Raw genomic sequence first — 17,786 nt, 5'->3', positions numbered from 1 at the left:
ACCAGCCGAGAAAATGGCCGCACTGATAAACTCAACCGAAACATAGGAAGTGTTTCCACGACCACTAGAATCTGCCCGTTCCTCAGGAACTACGGACTCGGCTCGCTTCTCAACTAGAACTTTCTTCTGACTCGACTCTCCTTGCCTCTCACGTTCTTAGCGCACACTTCACTCCTTTCGCGCTCACGGGGAGTGACCGCTGCGAGAAAGGTGCGTTACCGGTGAGCGCGAAAGGAGGGAGTGAGGGTATTGCTGTGCTATGGCCGACCGCGTTCGCAACAGCACCGTTGATCGGACCTGCTGAATTGTTCGGGAATTGGCATCTACGTCAAGCTCGAAGGCTTTGGGCGCCGTTCAGATAACCACGAGCTGTCGGGCCCGTTGGTTTTACTTGACTTGGTGGTTTCCGAGTTGTCGACGCCTGGAAACTTTCGCCTACCCGCCAAAGAAAAACTATTTGGAGCCTCCGGTGAGATCAGACCCACCGGAAGAATCTGAGTCGCCTTCCTCATCGAGCATTTTCGTGCCGGAGCCGTGCAGCCACGTGCGAACCACTTTTGTCACGTCGCCTTTTTGCTCTGCCTCTTGCGCCAATTCAGAGATGTCTTTTCGCGTGATGAACTTCGTCAATGAAGCTATAGATTGGCGTTCCTCGCGGTCCAAGAGATCATCCTGGTAGAGCGCCACAAAATTCTCGGGGAGCTTTGGCTCCGCGTCCTCACAGCCAGTGGCGCTGGATGGTTCCACCGCGGCTAGGTCGCCTGGAAGTGCAGACATTAAAGCGATGTGAGTACGCGCTAGGTAGTCCTCACCGCCTGGTTGGGAGGAGTGCTGAGCTTTTCTGTAGTCCTTGGAGACTTCCCGCGCCTCACCGGGATTGAGAACGCTGAGAAAAGCCCCCGTGCAGCCGACATAAAAATTACCATTGGGGTTCAAATAGCGACCGGACTTAGACTCTTGGAAAATATCCTCCCTAACAAGGGAGGCCTCACGCCCCTGACTGATCAGCTCTTGGCGAAAGATCTCCGCCAGCACTACTTGGTCGGTCTCACCAGCATCTACCATGATGCCAACGGGCGCACGCTTAGCATTATCCGCATAAGGATCTCCATCAAACTGGGAGGAGCAGCCGGTAAGCAGCATGGCAGAGAGCACCACGCCAGCAATGGCGTGGGCAGGGCGGGCACAGCTGCGCATGGCGATACTATTCTCCTTCAGTTAGGCGGCGCTCGAGCGTCTAGATGATTCTACACCGAGGGGGCGTGTTTACCTCCTGTTGCGGCCCGACTAAGATGGCAAGGGTTATGTCTAGCGTTATTACTGAATCCGCCGTACGCGAGGCACTTTCCCGCGTTGAAGATCCCGAAATCGGGCGCCCCATCACCGAGCTCAACATGGTGAAATCAGTTTCTGTCACCGGAAACGATGTAGCCGTAGAAATTTACCTCACCATCGCCGGCTGCCCCATGAAGTCCACCATCGAGTCCAATACTCGCGCAGCAGTAGAGGATATTGAGGGCGTAGGAAACGTCACCGTGACGATGGAAGCCATGAGTGATGAGCAGCGCCGAGAGCTGAAAAAGAAGCTCCGTGGCGGCCAAGCTGAGCCGGAAATCCCGTTTGCCAAGCCAGAATCCACCACGCGAGTCTTTGCGGTGGCTTCTGGCAAGGGCGGCGTCGGCAAGTCCTCGATGACGGTAAATCTCGCCGCAGCGCTGGTGCACAAGGGGCTTAAAGTCGGCATCGTCGATGCCGATATTTACGGCCACTCTGTTCCTAATCTGCTGGGCTGCACCGATGGCCCGACCGTTCTCGATGATGAGATGCTTTTGCCCCCGATTTCCCATGGCATTAAGCACATCTCCATCGGGCAATTCGTCGAAGGCAACGCCCCTGTGGTCTGGCGCGGACCTATGCTCCACCGTGCATTGCAGCAGTTCTTGGCCGACGTCTTCTGGGGTGACCTAGACGTTCTCCTGCTGGATCTGCCTCCAGGCACTGGCGATATCGCCCTATCCGTGGCCCAGCTCATTCCTAATGCGGAGTTGCTCATCGTTACCACCCCGCAAGCCGCAGCTGCCGAGGTGGCAGAGCGTGCCGGGTCCATCTCCCAGCAGACGCGCCAGCGCGTGGCCGGTGTGATTGAGAATATGGGCGCTATGGTCATGCCGGATGGTTCCACCATGGATGTCTTTGGTACCGGCGGCGGACAGATTGTGGCCGATCGCCTCGGCGTCATTCTTGGCCATGAGGTTCCACTGCTGGCTTCGGTGCCTCTGGATCCCACCCTACGCAGCGGTGGCGATGCCGGCACGCCGATCGTTATAGACGCCCCCGAGTCCCCCGCCGCCCAACAGATCCAGGCGGTGGCCGATAAACTGGCCATCCGCTCCGATTCCCTAGTGGGCAAAAACCTGAACTTGGGCGTGAACTAGCCCCTAGGTTACATCTTCCCACATGCCGCCGCCGGTGGATTCTTCCCCACCGCGCGGCGGTTTCTTCTCGGGCGCAGGCTGCTCCGTCGATTGCGGTTGCGAAGCTGCGGCGCGCTGCTGCGGCTGTGGCTGCTGCGGCTGCTCGGCATAAACCTGGGAATAGTCGAAGCTTGGGCGCTGTTGCGGTTTCTGCTGTTCCGGCTCCTTGGGAGCGGTATCGCTCTTAATATCTTCTGCCATCTTCTGGGGATTGAAGTCATCCCAGGCGGATTCGTCGCCGTCAAAAAGCGCCTTGGTGATTGCGCCCTTCGGCCCCAGACGCGTCCACTGCGCGGCTTGGGTAAGCGGGCCACGGATATCATCAAATTCCGAGGTAATAGAGCCCATCTCCCCATTGAGCTCCGCCTTGGCATTATTGATGGCCTTCCGCGCCGCATAGATGGCTGCGCGCACGTCCTTAATCACCTCAGGCATGCGTTCTGGGCCGATGACTATGATGCCCAAGAGCACAATGACGAAAATCTCGGGCCAACCAATGGAAGAAAACACGCTTAAATACTAGTCCCTCGCTCTTAGCCGCGCTGATTGTGCTTGATTGCGCGAACCACCATCTCCACCTTGTCCAAGAAGTCCTGCTGGGGCCGGTGCGCTGGCGTTGCTGCATCGGGCCCCGGGGTTACCTCCTCCGAGGCAATGCCTGCGAGCTTCGCGAGCAAGGACTGCGGCGCCTTGACCGTTGCGGACTCCGCACAGTGGCGCACCCATTCCGAGGCACGACGCTGCTGATGCACATCCGCGCGGCATTCAGCGCAGTGCACCAGGTGAATGCGCACACGGTGCATAAATTTTGGCTCCATCTCACCGTCCACAAAGGCAACAACCGCCTCTGGGCCCAAATGCCCGATGGTATCGCTACGCCGCGCCTTGGCCTTCGCCCTATCGCGAGCCTTGGCTTGGGCGGCATCAAATCCGCCGTGCACGCTCAGCGTGGACAAGGTTCGGCGTCCCCGCAGCGAGTCCATCGATCCCTCCTCCACTAGTTGCTCGGCCTTCATTGACGCGGAAAGTCCCCGCCGGCAGCGGGGACTATGCAGTTTCTCTAAAGTTTAGCGCGTACGCAGCAGCATGCGCGTTTCCGCATTGGTTTGCGCCTCTTTTTCTAGCGCCGCGCGTAACTGGGAACGGCCGCGGTGGATGCGCGAGCGCACCGTACCCATCTTGACACCAAGGGTCTCTGCAATCTCGTCATAGCTCATCCCAACGACATCGCACAGGACCACGGCCACGCGGAAATCGGGAGCCAGCCCGTCGAGCGCGGACTGCAAAGCTGGATCCAGGTTAGCCACGGAATAAGCCTGCTCCGGGGTCATATCCGTACCAGGAACGCGTTCATAATCCTCTGGCAGGGCCTCCATGCGGATCTTGGAACGGTGACGCACCATATCCAAAAAGAGGTTAGTGGTAATACGGTGCAACCAGCCTTCAAACGTTCCGGCTTGATACTTGTCCAAGGAGCGAAAGACGCGCATGAAGGTTTCCTGGGTGAGGTCCTCGGCGTCATGCTGATTGCCAGACAGGCGATAAGCCAAGCGGTAGACCCCATCGGCGTGCTCGGCCACGAGGTCACCCCAAGCGGGCATGTCGCCCGTGCCAGCATCGAATGCTGCGGTACCGGCCAACTCTGCCTCAGAGGTTGCAGGTTGAAGGGATTCGGCATCGCGCTTCATCTTTGTCATGCATGTCATCTTTCTACACTCAGCACAGAAACTCCAGCCATAGTGCTGATAATATCCTGTGAACCCGTCACATTATCCCCACCGACCACAACCTTGCTGGCTAAGCGCGTTTTTGCCACATTGGCGGACACTTTTCCCTATGGTTTATTACGTGACTAATACCGCATACGAAGCACTGCGTTCTTATATCGAGACCACCAGCGAAGCATCCCCGGCCCTAAGTGGCGCACGCGACCACGCCGCAGAGTACGGCTTGCCAGTCCCGGATGAATCCACCGGCCAGCTGCTCACCACCCTGACGGCCGCCTCCACTGGTTCCACCGAGCGTCCCCAAGCTGTGGCCATTACCCCGGCCGCCAATGTAGCGGGCCTCTATGTGCTCGCCGGCATGCCCGATAACGGCATTTTGACCTGCATCGACCCCGAGGCGGAGCACCAGCGCAGCGCCAAGACCGCATTCCGCCAGGCCGGCTATGCGCCATCCCGCGGCCGTTTTTTGCCATCGCGCCCGCTCGAGGTCATGGGTCGCCTCGCCAACGATGCTTATCAGGTCATCTACGCCGACGTCGCCGCGCTCGAGTTACCTGCCATCATCAAGGCCGCGTGGCCACTGCTGCACCAGCGCGGCACCCTAGTCTTGGCTAATTCTTTGCTCGATGGCACGCTTGCCGACGCCTCCCGGACCGACCGCGACACCGCCGCCGCCCGCGAAGCAGACGAGTACCTGCGCGAGCTCGAGGGGGCAAGCGTAACCCGCTTGCCGCTGGGTTCTGGGCTCACCCTCGTGACGAAGCTCTAGACCTTCTGGTTTTTGCCGACGACGACCACGCCGCCGTCAGAAACCTTAAAGCGCTCCTCATCACGCTCGCGGTCCACTCCGATAATCGCACCATCGCTAACAACGACGTTCTTATCTAGGATCGCGCGGCGCACCACTGCACCGCGCCCGATACGCACGCCAGGCAGGATCACTGATCCCTCAACCGTAGCTCCGTCGGCCACATGGACATCGGACGCCAGCACTGAATTGCGCACAGTGCCGCCAGAGACGATGCAGCCTGGGGCCACCATCGAGGACTGCGCGATGCCGTTTTGCACGAACTTGGCCGGTGGGAAATTGGAATCATCCGTCGAGTGGATCGGCCAATTCTGGTTATAAAGGTTGAAAATCGGGTGCACCGAAATCATGTCCATGTGCGCCTCGTGGAAGGAATCGATGGTGCCGACGTCGCGCCAGTACCCGTGGTCACGCTCAGTAGAACCGGGTACCTCATTGGCCATGAAATCGTACACATGCGCCTGTCCCCGCTCCACAAAGTACGGGATAATATCGCCGCCCATATCGTGGGCCGAGTCCTCGTTCTTTTCGTCCTCCAAAAGGGCGTCGATAAGCGCCTGCGCTGTAAAGACATAATTGCCCATCGAGGCATAGCTCATATTCGGATCGTCCGGAGTAGCCGGTGGGTCCGCGGGCTTTTCCACGAATTGTGTGATCGTGCCCATGCCATCGGCTTGGATGCAGCCAAAGGCCGTCGCTTCCGAGCGCGGTACGCGAATACCAGCCACCGAACAATCCAATCCGGTGGCGATATGCTCTTCTACCATCTGTGCCGGATCCATGCGGTATACGTGGTCTGCGCCAAAGACGATGACATAATCCGGATTCTCGTCATAGATGAGGTTCAGCGACTGCACAATTGCATCTGCCGAGCCGTTGTACCAGCGCTTGCCGCGGCGCTGCTGGGCGGGCACCGAGGCAATATACTGCGGAGTCGGACCCGCCAAGTTCCACGCCTGGGAAATGTGGCGGTCCAGAGAATGGGACTTGTACTGGGTCAGCACCGCAATCTTGAGATAACCGGCATTGACCAGATTGGACAAAACGAAATCAACGAGGCGGTAGGAACCACCGAAGGGCACGGCGGGCTTTGCGCGGTCTTCGGTCAGGGGGAAAAGGCGCTTTCCCTCACCGCCGGCGAGGACAATGGCTAGGACATTCGGCAGGCTTCTCACGTTTTCAAACCTATCCGCAAATCCCACATTCCGCAGCAGAACTTTGCACATTTTTACCCCCATATCGGAATTCTGCACATGACAGCAGAGATACGTATTCTGGGTGGGCATGAGAGCCGGAATCTTTTCCAAAGAATACCCGCCGGAAATATACGGCGGAGCCGGAGTTCACGTAGCTGAACTCACCCGTTTCATGCGCGATATCATCGATGTCTCCGTGCACTGCATGGGCTCCCCGCGCGAAGAAAAAGACGTCCTTGTCCACGGCGTAGACCCCGCACTCGAGGGGGCTAATGGCGCGCTGCAGACCTTGTCCACTGGGCTGCGCATGGCCGATGCCGCCTCCGATATCGACATCGCCCACTCCCACACGTGGTATACGGGCCTTGCTGGCCACCTCTCCGCCCGGCTTTATGATATTCCGCATGTGGTCACCGCCCACTCTCTCGAGCCGCACCGCCCTTGGAAGCGCGAGCAGCTTGGCGGCGGCTATGACATCTCCTCATGGTCCGAGAAGAACGCCATGGAATATGCCGATGCCGTAATCGCCGTCTCCGCCGGCATGAAGGACTCCATCCTCGATGCCTATCCGCGCATCGATGCCTCCAAGGTCCACGTCGTCCTCAACGGCATCGACACCGAGCTGTGGCAGCCGCGAGAGGGCGATGTTTTGGACAAGCTGGGCGTCGATAAGCAGCGCCCCATCGCTGCCTTCGTCGGACGCATCACCCGGCAAAAGGGCGTAAAGCACCTGCTGCAGGCGGCACAGAAATTCGATCCAGACATCCAGCTGGTCTTGTGTGCCGGCGCCCCTGATACGTCCGAAATCGCGGCCGAGACCGAGGCACTGGTCGATGAGTTGCGCGCCCAGCGCGATGGCATTTTCTGGGTCAAGGATATGCTCCCGCGCAACGAGGTCCAGCAGATTTACACCGGTGCCGATGTTTTTGTCTGCCCATCCATCTACGAACCGCTGGGCATCGTGAACTTGGAAGCAATGGCCTGTGGCACGGCCGTTGTTGCCTCCAACGTGGGCGGCATTCCCGAGGTAGTAGTCGATGGTGAGACCGGCGTGCTAGTGCATTACGACGCCACCGATACCGCAGCCTTCGAGGCCGATCTCGCCGCTGCAGTCAATGACGTCGCCGCCGATAGAAAGCGCGCTGCCGAATTTGGGCGCGCCGGCCGCGAGCGTGCCATTCGTGATTTTTCTTGGGCTACGATTGCCGCCCAGACCGTCGATATTTACCGCAGTCTGATTTAAGGAAGGATAGCCGTGACAACCCACCGCCCCGAACTGCATTTTGTCCCTGAAGACGGCGTCCTCGACGCCCCCGCCGGTATCCTGCGCGATGGCGATACTTGGCATCTGTTCTACCAGTACCGCCCCACCGCGGACTCCCCGGCGCGCTGGGGACACACATACTCCGAAGAGTCTCCCTTTGACTGGTTGGACTGTGACGATGTCCTCGCCCCCGTCGGCGGCGAGCTCTCCCTGCGCGCAGGTTCCGTAGCCCAAGGCCCAGACGATATCCATCTCTACTTCACCTCCGTGACCGCCGCCGGAATCGCCGTTCACCTCGCCCGCTACGCTGACGTGGACGAGATCTGCGAGGTCTCCGATGACCCTCAGGCGCTCGACCCCAATGTCGTTCGTTTTGGCGAAGTCGTGGGCAATACCCGCAACTTCGATCATTTCCGCTCCCCCTCCGTGGTGCCCGACTGGGCCTCAGAGGACCGCGATGACGGCCACGACGGTTGGCTCATGTTGGCTCTCACCGGCCACTCCGACGCCCCGGTTCCCGTCATCCTCGAATCCGCCGACGGCGTGTCTTGGCGCCTGCGCGGCAGCCTCAAGTTCGACGGCGACCCTGGCTTCCTAGAGGGCGAGGTCCCCGCTACCTCGCCCATTCCGCCGGTCGTCTCCCCGCGCCTAGTCCGACTGCGCGATGAGGTTGACGGCAATGTCTACGACGTCCTCTTTGTCACCTTGGAGCGTGGCGGCCGCGACGTCTCCGGCTACCTCGTCGGCCGGCTGGAGGGCACCACCTTTACCGTGGTCTCCGGCTTCCGCCGCGTAGACTTCGGCCACGATTTCTCCCGCCCACGCAGTACCAACACCACCACCGGCACGCTCACCCCCGAGCAGCGCTATGAGCGCGCCGTTATCGTTGGCCTCCTCAACGGCAACGGCCGCGGCGATGACGCCACCAAGCACGCCTCGTGGGAAGCCGAAGGCTGGGCCAATGCCCTTTCCTTACCCCGCCGAGTCACCCTCGAGGGCGGCGTCCTCTACCAAGCCCCCGCCCGGGGCTTGCCCGATGCCGTCAAGCTTTCCGATTACGCCCGCTCGTGGACCGGCGTCATGGAGGTGCCTTCCGGTTCCTGCGTCACCGTCACGCTTCTCGACGGCGCCGGTGACCCCGCCGCCACCATCCGCCACTCCGGCGATGACATCAGCCTCGATCGCTCAATGAACAAGGCTTTCAATCATTGCTTTGCCGATTCTGAGCCCGCCACCGCCACGCTTGCCGAGGGTGACTCCGACACCCTCACCATTATCCAAGACGGTTCCACCGTCGAGGTATTCGTCGATGGTGGCCTCATCGCCATGGCCTCCCGCGTCTACTTCGAGGGCGGTTGCTCTGGGCTGCGCGTCGAAACCTCCGGCGATGCCGTCATCGAGCAGGACTGGCAGCGCTCCGGCTCCAAGCTCTAAACATCACCCGACGCCCCGCTCGGTTCTCCACCCCGCCCTTCGCGCTCACCGGCACGGCCGCCCACCGCGGTACGGGGCGATGTCACGCCGCGCGCCCTTCGCGCTCACGGGGAGACGCTGGGGCGTCGGAAAGCGTGTGCTGGTGAGCGGCAAGGGCGAGGAACCACCCCTCGCACTCACCGGAACAACGAAAAGAACCGCCCCACGCGCTGCTGGTGAGCGCGAAGGGCGGGGATGAGGCAGAAGGGCCGGGGCTAAACTGCACGGAGGCGGTCCAGTCGAGCGCGGGCGGTAACCGTAAGTGTCGGAGGAAGAGCGGCCATGCGCTCGGCGAGTTCTCCGGCGCTAATGTGACGCGCGGATGGGCTCATCCCGACCTGCGCGGCAACGGAGGCCTTATCGAGCTCAATGGGGAACGAAATATCCACCGGATCGGCCGCCTGCTCGAGGTATCCCTCGGCCTGCTCGTACATGCGCTCCACCTTGCCGTCTTCCACGCCGAGGATGCCCAAAGGCTCCCGCAGCTCGTCCAAGTGGCCGGCATCAGGGGTCAAGACGATGACCTGGCCGCTTGGGGCGAGTACGCGCTGGAATTCGGCCGGATTGCGTGGGGCGAAGACGACGGAAATAGCGTCGACGGACTCATCACGAATAGGCAGGCGCTCCCATACATCGGCCACGACGGCACCGACGCGCGGGTGGCACTTAGCCAAGTGCTTCGCAGCGTGCGGAGAAATATCGAGCCCGACGCCGCGGGCCTCAGCGATGGAGTCGAGGGTGTGGGCCAAGTAGTAGCCCGTACCAGCGCCCACCTCAAGCAGAGAGGCGGGCGTAGATTCGGCCAACGATGCGGAATCCAGCGCACCTTGGACTGCCCCAGTCACGGCCTCCACGAAGGGCGCGAAGTGCCCCATGGCCAAATAGGTCTCGCGGGCGTTGACCATGTCCGTGTCATCGCCCTTGTGCTTGAGTCCGGCGCCGGCCGCGAGGGTGACGTAGCCCTGCTTGGCCACATCAAAAGAGTGGCCGGATTCCGAGACGAGGCGAGAGAAATCATCGGCACCAGAAAGCGCGGTGCCATCATTGGGATCAGCCAGAATGTCGACGATATGAGAAAGCATATACCTAGACTAGCTAGAAACCTCGGTCAACAGAGAACCAAGCTCGGCGGCCTCGTCCTTGCTCAGCTCGATGACGATGCGCCCGCCGCCATCGGAGGGGATGCGCATGACAATTTTGCGGGACTCCTCTACTGCTTCCATTTCTCCGCCCGTGGTGCGCGGCTTCATTGCTGCCATAGTGAGTCTCCTTTAGTTAACTTCTTTTCCTTCCAGCTTAGACCTTTTCGGCGTGGAAGATAGTTGCTCTTCTAGTTGTGCAAGGAGATCATCTACTTGGTCCTGGCGGTACCCGCGGGGCACAACCTCGAATTTCACCTGGTCAAGGCGTCCTTCGCGGGCAGCGGCGCGGTTATTTTCGCGCACCTTCTCCGGCTCATCGAGCGGGTGCATAACCTCGCCGCGGCCAAAAATCGACCCCCATACCCAGGTGCCGATGACGGTCAGAGAGAAAAGGACGAGGAGGAGCATAATCCAAGACAGCATGGCTTAAACCTTACCTTTTAGCGGCGGGCGTTGAGCAACGGGCGCAGTAACCCCGGCGCGGGAGAGCAGTGTGCGCGCGACTACCTCGGCCATCGGCGCGAGTTCATGCAGCGGCCGGTTACGGTGCACCCGCGTTCCCAAGTCCACCTGCGCTATTGTGCCCCGCTTGCCGACGTCCACCAATAGCCCTGCTTCCACCCCGTAGCCTTCTACAAAGGGCAGCTCGACGGCGGTGGCGCGGCGCAGAGAGTATTCGCCTCCGAGCGGCTGGTCGATATGAGCGAGCTCTGGGAAAAATTGCTTAATGAGCGGTTTGGCTGTCAGCTCGGTGACGCGGCCGCCGCCGGTGGGCTGGCCGTTGAGGCTGCGGCGGTAGCGGGCCTTGACCATTTCTACCGCGGGGTCGGCAAAGGGATCGGCCAGCGCGGTGACCATGCCGGGCGCAGCGGATTCAAGATCCGCATCGACGAAGACGACTATGTCTCCCTTCGCCGCGGCGACCCCGCGCCAGAGGGATTCGCCCTTGCCGGGGCGCGGTTCTTCTGGCAGGATATCGCGCCAATTGCGTACCTCCGCCCCGGCTACGGCAGCACGAGAGGCGGTGGCGTCGGTGGAATCGGCATCGATGACCAGCACCTCAAGCGGATTATCGGCAAGGCAGGCACGCACGACGTTCGCGACAGTGTCTTCCTCGTTGAGGGCCGGGATGACAACGGAGACACTCATGCTAGGCCTCGCGTGGTTGCCAATGGTGCCGCCTCGCCTTGGATGGCAGCAGTTATGCGAATGACGTCTGCGGTCTCAGCTACCTCGTGGACGCGGAAAGCGGCCACTCCGCGGGCAGCGGACCACGCGGTGGCGGCTAGGGTACCCGCAACGCGCTCTCCTACCCCGCGGTCTAGCGTCTCGCCCACAAAATCTTTGTTTGATAGCGCCATGAGCACCGGCCAGCCGGTGGCCACGACCTCGTCTATGCGCCGCAAAAGCTCGAGACCGTGGAAGGTGTTCTTGCCAAAGTCATGGGTCGGATCGATGAAGGTCAGGTCCTCCGGGCAACCGAGAGCGGCGGCGCGCTCGGCCAGCTGGGTGGTTTCCGCGATGACATCGGCCACCACGTCATCAAAATGGACGCGATGCGGCCGGGTGCGCGGGGTGATCCCACCGGTGTGCGAGCACACGTAGCCTACGCGGTGGTGGCCGGCGACCTCGATGAGCTCGGGATCCCAACCGGCCCACGTGTCATTGACTAGGCCGGCACCGGCGGCGATGGCGGCCTCTGCTACCTCGCTGCGCCAGGTATCGACGGAGATGAGCACATCCGGGTGGCGCTCATGCACCTTCTCAATGGTCGGCACCACGCGGTCGATTTCCTCCGCCGCGTCCACAGCTTTGCCGGGGCCAGCCTTCACGCCACCAATATCGACGATCGAAGCACCGGCTGCGATCACCTCATCGCAGCGGCGCAGCGCCGGGTCGAGGTCAAAGGTTGCGCCCTTGTCATAGAAGGAATCCGGGGTGCGATTGACAATCGCCATCACGCGCGCGAGGCTCAACGCGGCTCCCTGATGCGCTTATCGCTCATGACTTGGTGGCGCTGGATGATGTGGGAGAGGGCCTCATCGGGGTCGTCGGTAAGCAGGAAAAGCTCCCGGTCGCCCTCGTTGATATACCCGCTGGCCGCGAGCGTGTTGTCCATCCACTCCAGCAGGCCGGACCAATACTCGGTGCCCATGAGCACGATGGGGTAATTGGTCACCTTGCCGGTCTGCACCATGCACATGACTTCGAAGAACTCATCCATCGTGCCCATGCCGCCAGGTAGGCAAATGAAGGCCTGCGAGTACTTCAAGAACATCGTCTTGCGGGCGAAGAAGTAGCGGAAATTCAGGCCCAGGTCGACGTACTCGTTGAGGCCCTGCTCATGGGGAAGCTCGATACCCAAGCCCACGGACAGCCCGCCGGCTTCGTGGGCGCCACGGTTGGCTGCCTCCATGATGCCGGGGCCGCCACCGGTGATGACGGCATAGGAGTGCTCGGCCAGCTTGCGGCCGACCTCGACGCCCAGCTGGTAGCTCGCGTCCTCGGGCGTGGTGCGTGCGGAGCCGAAGACGGTGACGGCCTTCGGCAACTTGGATAACGCATCGAAGCCGGCGACGAATTCGCCTTGGATGCGCAGCACACGCCACGGATCGGCATGCTGCCACTCATGGTCCGCGCCGGACTCCAAGAGCCGCTGGTCAAAGGTGGAGGCCTGTTCGCCTTCGGTGCGCAGCAGCATCGGGCCGCGCAGAGTGCGCATCTGCTCAGGAGTCATGGTTTATCCCTTCAGGTATTTCAGGAGGGCGGTGGATACTTCACTAATCTGCGCGGTGGGGACCTGCTCGTCCTTTTTATGCGCAAACCCTGGGTCACCGGCGCCGAAGTTCACGGCCGGGGTGCCCATTTCGGAGAAGCGGGCGACGTCGGTCCAGCCAAACTTGGCACGGACGTTGCCCCCGACGGCGTCGATAAGAGCTTTGGCTGCAGGCTGGCCCAACCCAGGCCGGGCGGCCGGGGCAATGTCGTCGATGTCGATGGTGACATCTTCTTCCTCGCCGATGATGGACTTCATGTACTCCAGCGCCTCCTCGCTCGTGCGGTCCGGGGCGAAGCGGAAGTTCACAAACATCCACGCCTCATCCGGCAGCGTATTTGTGGCCACGCCGGACTCGAGGTGAACGATATTGAGGCCCTCGCGGTAAGTACAGCCGTCAATGGTGACGTCGCGGGACTCATAGGCGGCGATGCGGCTCATAATCGGTGCGAGCTTGTGCGCGGCATTGGAGCCGAGCCAGGCGCGGGCCGAGTGCGCGCGGGTGCCGTGTGCGGTCACGCGCAGGCGGATGGAGCCCTGGCAACCGGCCTCCACCATGGCGCCGGAGGGCTCGCCCAGAAGCGCGAAGTCCCCCTCGAGCCACTCCGGGTGGTCCTTTTGCAGATGGCCCAAGCCATTAAATTCAGTGGCTACTTCTTCACCCTCATAGGCGATGACGGTGAGATCGTGCTTCAGCTCCTCCGACTCGTGCAGCTGGGCAAAGGCATTAAGGTAGATGGCCATGCCTGACTTCATGTCCACGGTGCCACAGCCCCACATAATCTCCACCCCGTCTTTAGTGGTTTCCATGTGATGCGGTACATTTTCTGCCAACGGAACGGTATCAATGTGTCCGGCGAGCACCACGCGGGAATCTAGCCCACGGTTCGTGCGGGCGCACACGGTATTGCCGTAGCGGGCAACCTCGACGTCCAAACCGCGCAGCGCTTCTTCGACGGCGTCTGCGATGGCCTCCTCATGGTGGGAGGGGCTCGGAATATCCACGAGCGCCTTGGTTAGTTCGATGGGGTCTGCATATAGATCTAAAGTCACAAAGCGCCATGCTAGCGCCCCGCGTAGCTCCCCGCATTGTGTAAAGTTCACTTCACTGTAAATATTTCGTCCTCCCTAAGGTGATAACAATGGCCGAAACCGCTCAATTGAAATCCCGTCATCTCACGATGATGGGCCTTGGCTCTGCCGTGGGCGCCGGCCTCTTCCTCGGCGTAGGCCTCGGCATCCAGATTTCCGGCACCTCCGTGCTCATTTCCTATGCCGTGGCCGGCGCGCTCATTGCGCTAGTGATGTGGATGCTCGGTGAGATGGCCGCCGCCCGCCCCTCTTTGGGGTCATTTTCCACCTACGCCGGTCAGGCCTTCGGACACTGGGCACGCTTTACCATGGGATGGATTTATTGGTTCATGCTAATCATGGTCATGGGCGCCGAAATCACCGGGGCGGCCGCCATCATCTCCAGCTGGTTCGATATCGACCCGTGGATTCCGGCACTTATCGCCGTGGCATTCTTCGCAGTGGTCAATTTCGCGGCCGTGGGCGGATTTGGCGAGTTTGAGTTCTGGTTCGCCATCATCAAGGTCGGCGTCATTGTCGCCTTCCTTGCCATAGGCGTGCTCATGGCGCTGGGCATCCTGCCCGGCATGGATCTCTCCTTGGCCGGGACCAATTTCACCGCTAATTTCCTGCCCAATGGCATGCCCGGCTTCGCCGCCGGATTGCTAGCCGTGGCCTTTGCCTTCGGCGGTATCGAATTGGTTACTATCGCGGCGGCCGAATCCGAGGACCCAGCACATAACGTGGCCACCGCGGTCCGCGCCATTATCGTGCGCATCATGATCTTCTACATCGGCTCCATCGTGGTTATCACCATGGCTCTGCCTTTTAGTTCCATCCAGGATGCCGACGTAGCCGCCGATTCTCCCTTCACCCTGGTGCTTGCGGCCGCCAAGATTCCCTTCGCGGCCGGCTTCATGGAAGCGATTATCGCCCTCGCCCTGCTCTCCGCCTTCAACGCGCAGATCTACGCCACTTCCCGCTTGGTCTTTGACATGGCTAAGGATCACTGCGCCCCGGGATTCTTCCTCAAGCAAAATCGCGCTGGCTCCCCCATCAACGCGGTCATTTTGTCCATGGTCTTCGCCTTCGCTTCGGTAGGCCTGCAATTTTGGAACCCTCCGGGGCTCCTAGCATTTCTCTTCAATGCAGTGGGCGGGTGCCTGCTGGTCATCTGGTTTTTCATCGTGGCTTCCTTTATCAAGCTGCATCCCCAAATGCGCGAAAATGGCGAGTTGACCGAACTGCGCGTGCCTGGCTTCCCGTGGCTGCCGTGGGTCACGGCCGCGGCGCTGGGCGGGCTCACCCTGCTCATGCTCTTTGACCCGGATGCACGCAACCAGGTCATCTCGGTACTCATCCTCGCTGCGATACTCGTCGTCTTGTCCTTCGTACTACCCACCGGCCAGCGCGCAGAGGCGCGGAGGTAGTTGCTAAGCTAGCGGGCATGACTTCTGCATCCGCACGTGGCCTGGCAACCATTACCCATGACGGCAGCGTCTTGGACGTCTGGTTCCCAGCCGTTTATACCGATAAGACCGTAGAGACCACCGAGACCAAGCGCTTGGAAGAGGTCCCTCAGCAGTTCTCCGCGCTGGCAGGCCCAGATGAGGAGCGCGGCGTGGCCCGCGTTGCCGTCGAGACCTCCATCAAAGATCTGGATGACGCCCCCGTCGATACCTACGATGCTTACCTGCGCCTGCACCTCCTTTCTCACCGCGCGGTCAAGCCGCACGGCCTGAATATGGATGGCATCTTCGGCCACCTCAATAACGTGGTTTGGACTAACTATGGCCCCTGCGCCGTCTCCGATTTCCAGATGGTGCGCGGCCGCCTTGCCTCCCGCGGCCCGGTCGTTGTCTACTCCGTTGATAAATTCCCGCGCATGGTGGACTACGTTGTGCCGTCTGGCGTTCGCATTGGCGACGCGGACCGCGTGCGCTTGGGCGCCCACCTTGCTGAGGGAACCACCGTCATGCATGAGGGCTTTGTGAACTTCAACGCCGGCACCTTGGGCGCCTCCATGGTGGAGGGCCGCATCTCCGCGGGCGTCGTCGTGGGCGATGGCTCCGATATCGGCGGCGGCGCGTCCATCATGGGCACCTTGTCCGGCGGCGGCAAGGAGGTCATCTCCATCGGCGAGCGTTGCCTGCTCGGCGCCAACTCCGGCATTGGCATTTCGCTTGGCGACGACGCCGTGGTCGAAGCCGGCCTCTACGTCACCGCCGGCACCAAGGTCACCGTCTTTGGCAAGGTCGCGGAAGCACTGGGCGTTGATAATGGCGAGAACGTCAAGGGTTCCCAACTCTCCGGTGCCTCCGGCATGCTGCTGCGCCGCAACTCCGTCTCCGGTGCGGTTGAGGCCGTGGAGTGGAAGGCCGAGGCCGTCGCGCTGAACGACGAGCTGCACAAGAATTAATACCCCCGATTCCTATAGACCAATCGGGGAAAATATGATGGAGGAGTGACTGATAACTCCTCCTCCCTCGGTTCTGGTCTGAAGGTCCGCCACCTAACCATGATGGGGCTTGGCTCCACCATCGGTGCCGGGCTATTCCTCGGCACCGGCGTCGGCATCTCCGCCGCTGGGCCCGCCGTGCTCCTCGCCTATATCATCGCCGGCTTCCTGGCCATTTTGGTGATGCAGATGCTGGGTGAGATGGGCACCGTTATCCCCGCCTCCGGCTCTTTTTCCGAATATGCCGAACATGGCATCGGCCGCTGGGCGGGCTTTACCCAGGGCTGGATTTATTGGCTAGCCACCGTCGCCGTGCTCGGCGCCGAAATCACCGGCGCGGCCGGATTCATTGGCTCCTGGTTCGACGTCTCGCCGTGGATCCCCGCAGCTATCTGCGTGGTCCTCTTCGGCGTCATCAACCTGCTGCGCGTGCGTAGTTTCGGCGAATTCGAGTATTGGTTCGCGCTTATCAAGGTCGTCGTCATCGTGGCCTTCCTCATCATCGGCGTGCTGCTCATCCTGGGCCTCCTGCCTGGCCATTCTTTCATCGGCACCTCCGTCTTCCTCGAGGACGGCTTCATGCCCAATGGTCTCGGCGGCGTCGCGGCCGGCCTTTTGGCCGTAGCCTTCGCGTTCGGCGGCATCGAGGTGGTTGCCATCGCTTCTTCTGAATCCGAGGACCCAGAGAAGTCCCTGGTCAACGCCGTGCGCTCCACTATCTTGCGCATCTCGGTGTTCTACCTAGGCTCTGTCCTGGTCATCACGTTCCTTCTGCCTTATTCCATCTTGGGAGGTGCCTCCACGGCCGCGGAATCGCCCTTCACCATGGTTCTCGAGCGCGCCGGCATCCCGGGTGCGGTCGGCATCATGGAGGTTGTCATCGTCCTTGCGTTGCTCTCGGCTTTCAATTCGCAGATCTACGCCTCCTCTCGCATGATGCACTCGCTGGCCTCCCGTGGCGAGGCTCCACGCATTTTCACCACCACCAATAAAGACGGCGTACCCACCACCGCTATTGCCCTGTCCGTCCTGCTCTCGGCCGTCATGGTGGTGCTCAACTACGCCGATACCGGCTGGCTTCTTACCTTCATGCTCAATGCCGCCGGCGCCTCCCTGCTCATCGTGTGGGTATTCATCGCCGTCAGCCAGCTGCGCCTGCGCCGTCAGCTCGAAGCACTCCATCCCCTTCCCATCCGCATGTGGGCCTTCCCCTACCTGACTTGGTTCGCCCTCGCGCTCTTTGCGGCCATCGCGGTGCTCATGCTTACCGACGCCACCGCCCGCACCCAACTCCTCTCCGCCGCCGCTATGTTCGCGGTGCTCGCCGTCGCCGGTGTCATCAACTCCAAGGTTCGCGGCATTGACCCCACCTCCACCCTGCCGCTGACTTAGCCCCC

General features: G+C 61.2%; 19 protein-coding genes. 7 read left to right on the top strand and 12 right to left on the bottom strand.

Going from position 1 to position 17,786, the window contains the following annotated elements:
* Nucleotides 1-453: 453 nt before the first annotated feature.
* Nucleotides 454-1,197, bottom strand: coding sequence for a hypothetical protein (locus WMP96_RS11365; RefSeq protein WP_301716558.1), 744 nt, complete (start codon nucleotides 1,195-1,197; stop codon nucleotides 454-456).
* A gap of 107 nt (nucleotides 1,198-1,304) precedes the next feature.
* On the opposite strand from WMP96_RS11365, the gene WMP96_RS11360 reads away from it, so the two are divergent.
* Nucleotides 1,305-2,435: an Mrp/NBP35 family ATP-binding protein gene (locus tag WMP96_RS11360; RefSeq protein WP_023021827.1), complete on the top strand. Its 1,131-nt coding sequence runs from the start codon at nucleotides 1,305-1,307 to the stop codon at nucleotides 2,433-2,435.
* A gap of 3 nt (nucleotides 2,436-2,438) precedes the next feature.
* Here WMP96_RS11360 and WMP96_RS11355 read toward each other — a convergent pair whose 3' ends face one another.
* The 3 genes from WMP96_RS11355 to sigE form a co-directional block, all read right to left on the bottom strand.
* Complete coding sequence (locus WMP96_RS11355) at nucleotides 2,439-2,984, bottom strand: twin-arginine translocase TatA/TatE family subunit (RefSeq protein WP_340433529.1); 546 nt, start codon at nucleotides 2,982-2,984, stop codon at nucleotides 2,439-2,441.
* A gap of 23 nt (nucleotides 2,985-3,007) precedes the next feature.
* Nucleotides 3,008-3,457: an anti-sigma factor family protein gene (locus WMP96_RS11350; RefSeq protein WP_239206839.1), complete on the bottom strand. Its 450-nt coding sequence runs from the start codon at nucleotides 3,455-3,457 to the stop codon at nucleotides 3,008-3,010.
* A gap of 84 nt (nucleotides 3,458-3,541) precedes the next feature.
* Nucleotides 3,542-4,171 (bottom strand): RNA polymerase sigma factor SigE, encoded by a 630-nt coding sequence (gene sigE, locus WMP96_RS11345; protein WP_301716557.1) that lies wholly within the window; start codon nucleotides 4,169-4,171, stop codon nucleotides 3,542-3,544.
* Nucleotides 4,172-4,322: 151 nt separating this feature from the next.
* On the opposite strand from sigE, the gene WMP96_RS11340 reads away from it, so the two are divergent.
* On the top strand, nucleotides 4,323-4,970 hold the full coding sequence (locus WMP96_RS11340) for an O-methyltransferase (protein WP_301716556.1): 648 nt from the start codon (nucleotides 4,323-4,325) through the stop codon (nucleotides 4,968-4,970).
* Here the strand turns inward: WMP96_RS11340 and glgC are convergent.
* Nucleotides 4,967-6,184 carry a glucose-1-phosphate adenylyltransferase gene (gene glgC, locus WMP96_RS11335; protein ID WP_301716589.1) on the bottom strand — a complete coding sequence of 406 codons (1,218 nt, stop codon included), beginning with the start codon at nucleotides 6,182-6,184 and terminating at the stop codon, nucleotides 4,967-4,969. The two genes, WMP96_RS11340 and glgC, sit on opposite strands and share 4 nt — an antisense overlap.
* Before the next feature lie 109 nt (nucleotides 6,185-6,293).
* Here glgC and glgA point away from each other — a divergent pair, with 109 nt between their 5' ends.
* Together glgA and WMP96_RS11325 are read left to right on the top strand one after the other, a co-directional pair.
* Nucleotides 6,294-7,448, top strand: a complete 1,155-nt coding sequence (gene glgA, locus WMP96_RS11330; protein ID WP_340433526.1) for a glycogen synthase — start codon at nucleotides 6,294-6,296, stop codon at nucleotides 7,446-7,448.
* 12 nt (nucleotides 7,449-7,460) lie between these two features.
* Nucleotides 7,461-8,903 carry a GH32 C-terminal domain-containing protein gene (locus WMP96_RS11325; RefSeq protein WP_023021834.1) on the top strand — a complete coding sequence of 481 codons (1,443 nt, stop codon included), beginning with the start codon at nucleotides 7,461-7,463 and terminating at the stop codon, nucleotides 8,901-8,903.
* Between the two features lie 254 nt (nucleotides 8,904-9,157).
* On the opposite strand, the gene WMP96_RS11320 is transcribed toward WMP96_RS11325, so the two are convergent.
* Genes WMP96_RS11320 through dapE form a run of 7 tightly spaced genes read right to left on the bottom strand, consistent with a single transcriptional unit; the run spans nucleotide 9,158 to nucleotide 13,913 of the window.
* Complete coding sequence (locus WMP96_RS11320) at nucleotides 9,158-10,024, bottom strand: methyltransferase domain-containing protein (RefSeq protein WP_301716553.1); 867 nt, start codon at nucleotides 10,022-10,024, stop codon at nucleotides 9,158-9,160.
* A gap of 9 nt (nucleotides 10,025-10,033) precedes the next feature.
* On the bottom strand, nucleotides 10,034-10,201 hold the full coding sequence (locus WMP96_RS11315) for a DUF3117 domain-containing protein (RefSeq protein WP_005323535.1): 168 nt from the start codon (nucleotides 10,199-10,201) through the stop codon (nucleotides 10,034-10,036).
* Nucleotides 10,202-10,213: 12 nt separating this feature from the next.
* Nucleotides 10,214-10,507, bottom strand: a complete 294-nt coding sequence (locus tag WMP96_RS11310; RefSeq protein WP_086588081.1) for a DivIVA domain-containing protein — start codon at nucleotides 10,505-10,507, stop codon at nucleotides 10,214-10,216.
* A gap of 3 nt (nucleotides 10,508-10,510) precedes the next feature.
* Nucleotides 10,511-11,233 (bottom strand): glucosyl-3-phosphoglycerate synthase, encoded by a 723-nt coding sequence (locus tag WMP96_RS11305; RefSeq protein ID WP_301716552.1) that lies wholly within the window; start codon nucleotides 11,231-11,233, stop codon nucleotides 10,511-10,513.
* Nucleotides 11,230-12,042, bottom strand: a complete 813-nt coding sequence (gene folP, locus WMP96_RS11300) for a dihydropteroate synthase (protein ID WP_340433535.1) — start codon at nucleotides 12,040-12,042, stop codon at nucleotides 11,230-11,232. The genes WMP96_RS11305 and folP overlap by 4 nt, the downstream gene beginning before the upstream one ends.
* 14 nt (nucleotides 12,043-12,056) lie before the next feature.
* Entirely contained in the window at nucleotides 12,057-12,821 is a 765-nt protein-coding gene (locus WMP96_RS11295) for an LOG family protein (protein WP_198492838.1), read from the bottom strand.
* Between the two features lie 3 nt (nucleotides 12,822-12,824).
* Complete coding sequence (gene dapE, locus WMP96_RS11290) at nucleotides 12,825-13,913, bottom strand: succinyl-diaminopimelate desuccinylase (RefSeq protein ID WP_340433520.1); 1,089 nt, start codon at nucleotides 13,911-13,913, stop codon at nucleotides 12,825-12,827.
* Nucleotides 13,914-14,002: 89 nt separating this feature from the next.
* On the opposite strand from dapE, the gene WMP96_RS11285 reads away from it, so the two are divergent.
* The 3 genes from WMP96_RS11285 (at nucleotide 14,003) to WMP96_RS11275 (ending at nucleotide 17,781) form a co-directional block, all read left to right on the top strand.
* The gene (locus WMP96_RS11285) at nucleotides 14,003-15,361 is read left to right on the top strand and encodes an amino acid permease (RefSeq protein WP_301716550.1); all 1,359 of its coding nucleotides are present in this window, start codon (nucleotides 14,003-14,005) and stop codon (nucleotides 15,359-15,361) included.
* A 17-nt stretch (nucleotides 15,362-15,378) separates the two neighbouring features.
* Nucleotides 15,379-16,350 carry a 2,3,4,5-tetrahydropyridine-2,6-dicarboxylate N-succinyltransferase gene (gene dapD / locus WMP96_RS11280; protein ID WP_200287775.1) on the top strand — a complete coding sequence of 324 codons (972 nt, stop codon included), beginning with the start codon at nucleotides 15,379-15,381 and terminating at the stop codon, nucleotides 16,348-16,350.
* 99 nt (nucleotides 16,351-16,449) lie between these two features.
* On the top strand, nucleotides 16,450-17,781 hold the full coding sequence (locus tag WMP96_RS11275; protein ID WP_340433533.1) for an amino acid permease: 1,332 nt from the start codon (nucleotides 16,450-16,452) through the stop codon (nucleotides 17,779-17,781).
* Nucleotides 17,782-17,786: the final 5 nt, after the last annotated feature.

The organism is Corynebacterium sp. KPL4035, from assembly GCF_037908325.1.
In the GTDB taxonomy this organism is placed as follows: Bacteria; Actinomycetota; Actinomycetes; order Mycobacteriales; family Mycobacteriaceae; genus Corynebacterium; species Corynebacterium kefirresidentii.
This window is presented reverse-complemented; position numbering and strand designations above follow the sequence as displayed.